At 74.7% G+C, this 2,375-nt stretch carries 2 protein-coding genes and 2 pseudogenes; all 4 read left to right on the top strand.

Going from position 1 to position 2,375, the window contains the following annotated elements; translation table 11 throughout:
- Positions 1–70 precede the first annotated feature (70 nt).
- A pseudogene (locus ACLEQD_RS41490) lies at positions 71–406 on the top strand (hypothetical protein); the annotation flags it as partial.
- A gap of 422 nt (positions 407–828) precedes the next feature.
- Entirely contained in the window at positions 829–1,077 is a 249-nt protein-coding gene (locus ACLEQD_RS41485) for a hypothetical protein (protein ID WP_410391428.1), read from the top strand.
- Positions 1,078–1,139: 62 nt separating this feature from the next.
- A pseudogene (locus ACLEQD_RS41480) lies at positions 1,140–1,489 on the top strand (histidine triad nucleotide-binding protein).
- Positions 1,490–1,591: 102 nt separating this feature from the next.
- Positions 1,592–2,359 carry a YoaK family protein gene (locus ACLEQD_RS41475; protein WP_410391427.1) on the top strand — a complete coding sequence of 256 codons (768 nt, stop codon included), beginning with the start codon at positions 1,592–1,594 and terminating at the stop codon, positions 2,357–2,359.
- Positions 2,360–2,375: the final 16 nt, after the last annotated feature.

The raw sequence follows: 2,375 nt of genomic DNA, 5'->3' as shown, positions 1-2,375 counted from the left end.
CCTGGCGGCCTCCGCCGGGGCGGCCCTGTTCGCGCTGGCGTCGGTGCCCCTGTACTTCGCCCCCCGGGCCATGAGCGAGAACGCCTCCGTGCTGCCGGTGGCGCTGGGCCTGGCCCTGGCGCTGCCGGCCTCCGCGTCCCGGCGGGCCCTGGTGACGGGGGCGTCCCTGCTGGGGCTGGCGGTGCTGCTGCGGCTGCAGAACGGCGTCTTCTGCGTGGGGCTGCTGGCGGTGCTCCTGGCGCGGCGCCAGTGGCGCCAGGCGGGCGTGGCGCTGGCGGTGCTGTCCGGGTGGGCCTTCGCCTACGGCCTGCTGGACAAGCTCACCTGGGGCCGGTGGTTCCACTCCGCTATCGTGTACCTGGACTTCAACCTGGTGCAGGGCAAGGCGGCCCAGTGGGGCACGGAGGCCTTCGACTACTACCCGCGCATCCTGCGCCGGGCGATGCCGGGGCTGTCCGTGCTGGTGGGCGCGCTGGCCTGCTGGGCTGCCCCGGGCGCGGGGCCTGGCCTTCCTGACGGCGGCCTTCGTGCTGCTGCACGCGTACCAGCCGCACAAGGAGCTGCGCTTCCTGGTGCCGGTGCTGCCCCTGCTGGCGGCGCTGGCGGGCGTGGGGCTGGACGCGGTGCTGCGCGTGCTTCGCGGCTTCCCCCGCGCGGGCCACCGCCACGGTGGCGGTGGTGGCGGCGGCGCTCTTGTCCGGCGCCAACGCGGGGGCGCTCACCTTCGGCGAGCTGGGCCAGTACGAACGCGTGCGCCCCCAGGACAGCGCGTGGGACGACCAGGGTCCGGTCAACCGGCTGCTGGAGGCCGCGGGAAGGCGCGACGACGTGTGCGGCCTGAAGGTGGAGACGGTCCACCAGGCGTGGACGGGGGGCTACAGCTACTTCCACCGGAAGGTGCCGCTGTATCCCCACAACGGCCCCGGCCGGGGCTCCAACCGCTTCAGCCACGTCATCACCCGGGAGGGCTACGAGGGCGCGGGGACGGCGGTGGCCCGGGAGGGCCCGCTGGTGCTGGTGAAGCTGCCCATCGCGGGCTGCACGCCGGACCCCGGCTATTCGTGGCGACTGCCCTGAGGGGGACAGTCCGGGCCCAGAAGGCCCTTCCTGCCCCACCGGGGGGTTGGTAAGCCAGGGCCATGCCCGAGTCCGACTGCCTCTTCTGCAAGATTCGCGATGGCCTCATCCCGGCGAAGGTCGTCTACCAGGACGAGGACTGCCTGGCCTTCGAGGACATCAACCCCCAGGCCCCCACCCACGTGCTGTTCATCCCGCGCAGGCACATCGCCACGGTGAACGACCTCACGGCGGAGGACCGGGAGGTGGTGGGCAGCCTCTACATCGGCGCGGCGAAGCTGGCGCGCGAGCGGGGCTTCGCGGACACGGGCTACCGGGTGGTGATGAACACCCAGCGCGACGCGGGCCAGACGGTGTTCCACATCCACCTGCACCTGCTCGCGGGCCGCCCCTGCACTGGCCGCCGGGCTAGCCGTTCCCCGCCGTCCGCCCCCGGGTGTGCCCACGCCCGGGGCGCCCGGTGCTAGCGTTCCCGGGCGCGTGGCCCGCCCTCTTCCCGGGCGGGCCGCCCGTCATGTTCAGTGCCCAGTCGTCGCCCCAGTCCCGCCGTGCCTACTCCCGCCTCGCCGTGCTGCTGGCCTCCGTGGCCGGCGCGGTCAACGCCGTGGGGTTCGTGGCGCTGGGCGCGCACGCGTCCCACATGTCCGGCAACATGGCCACGCTGGGCGAGTCCCTGGGCCAGGGCCGCTGGGACACGGCGCGGCTGCCCGCGCAGCTGATGGGGCTGTTCGTCGCCGGGCTTCTGCGCGACGGGCTGCTGGACGCCTCCCGGCACCGCACGCGAGGACGGCACGTGGCCGCGCTGCTGCTGGAGGCGCTCGTGCTGGGCGGCGTCGGCGTGGGCATGGCGTCCATGCCGGACACCCGCGCGCCGGCGCTGCTCTGGGGCATCGCCTTCGCCATGGGGCTGCAGAACGCGCTCGTCACGCGGGTGTCCGGCGCGGTGGTGCGCACCACGCACGTGACGGGGCTGCTCACGGACATCGGCATCCAGCTGGTGCAGATGCTGGCGTGGGTGCGCGACGGCGTCCGGGGAGAAGGCGCGCCGGGGCTGTGGCGCCGCGTGAGGGACCTGCCCTCCGCCGTGCAGTTCGAGCGCACGCGGCTGCACCTGGGGCTGGCGCTGGCGTTCCTCGCGGGCTCCGCGCTGGGCCCGTACCTGTTCCTGCGCCACGGGGCGGTGACGCTGGTGCTGCCGTGCGCGGTGCTGGGCGTGCTGGCCGCGCTGGACTTGCGGATGAACGTCAAGCCCGCGCCGTCCCCCGCCGCACCGGACCGCTGACGCGCGCGCCTTCGCG

Origin of the sequence: Corallococcus sp. 4LFB, assembly GCF_046520365.1 — a bacterium.
Classification (GTDB): Bacteria; Myxococcota; Myxococcia; order Myxococcales; family Myxococcaceae; genus Corallococcus; species Corallococcus caeni.
This window is presented reverse-complemented; position numbering and strand designations above follow the sequence as displayed.

Excerpts from the sequence above, each read along its gene's own strand:
- ACLEQD_RS41475 (WP_410391427.1), top strand. The coding sequence starts at position 1,592 with ATGTTCAGTGCCCAGTCGTCGCCCCAGTCCCGCCGTGCCTACTCCCGC.